We start from the raw sequence: 770 nt of genomic DNA on the forward strand, positions 1-770 counted from the left end.
TGATCGTGGCCACCGGCGCGCGCGAATTGCTGCTGCCGTTCGCGGGCTGGACGCTGCCCGGCGTGACCGGCGCAGGCGGCCTGCAGGCGCTGATCAAGGGCGGCGTGCCGGTGCGCGGCGAGCGCATCGTGATCGCGGGCAGCGGCCCGTTGCTGATCGCCGCGATGGCCACCGCGCGCGACGCCGGCGCGAAGGTGGTCGCCGTGGTCGAGCAGGCCGGCGCGAGCGCCGTGAGCCGTTTCGGGATGTCGCTGGCGGCCACGCCGTCGAAACTCTGGCAAGCCGCGAGGCTGACGCGCGGTTTCGTCGGCACGCGCTACCTGATGGGCGGCGTGGTGCGCGAGGCGCAGGGCGGGGCACGTGTGGAAGCCGCCGTGATCGAGGCGGGCGGCCGCACCCACACCGTTGCCTGCGACCGGATCGCCTGCGGCTACGGGTTGCTGCCGAACCTGACGCTGGCGCGTGCGCTCGGCTGCGCGGTCGAGGGCGGCGCGGTGACGGTCGATGCGTGGCAGCGCACCTCGCTCGATGCCATCTATGCGGCTGGCGAGAGCACCGGCGTGGGCGGCATGGAACTCGCGCGCGTCGAGGGGACGATCGCGGGCCTGTCGGCCGCCGGCGTGAACGAGGCGGACCCGCGCTTCGCACCGCTGCTGCGCGAGCGCGACACCTGGCGCGGCTTCGCGGGGCGCGTCGCGCAGGCGTTCGCGCTCGGCGCGGCGGCGCGCGCGCTGCCGCCCGACGACACGATGCTGTGCCGCTGCGAGGAC

1 protein-coding gene is annotated in these 770 nt (G+C 75.6%); it reads left to right on the forward strand.

Annotated elements, in window-relative coordinates; translation table 11 throughout:
- A partial coding sequence (locus tag G3N92_RS34745; protein ID WP_206131964.1) for an FAD/NAD(P)-binding oxidoreductase occupies positions 1 to 770 on the forward strand: 770 nt, incomplete at both ends.

Source organism: Burkholderia sp. Ac-20379 (genome assembly GCF_017104645.1).
Taxonomy (GTDB): Bacteria; Pseudomonadota; Gammaproteobacteria; order Burkholderiales; family Burkholderiaceae; genus Burkholderia.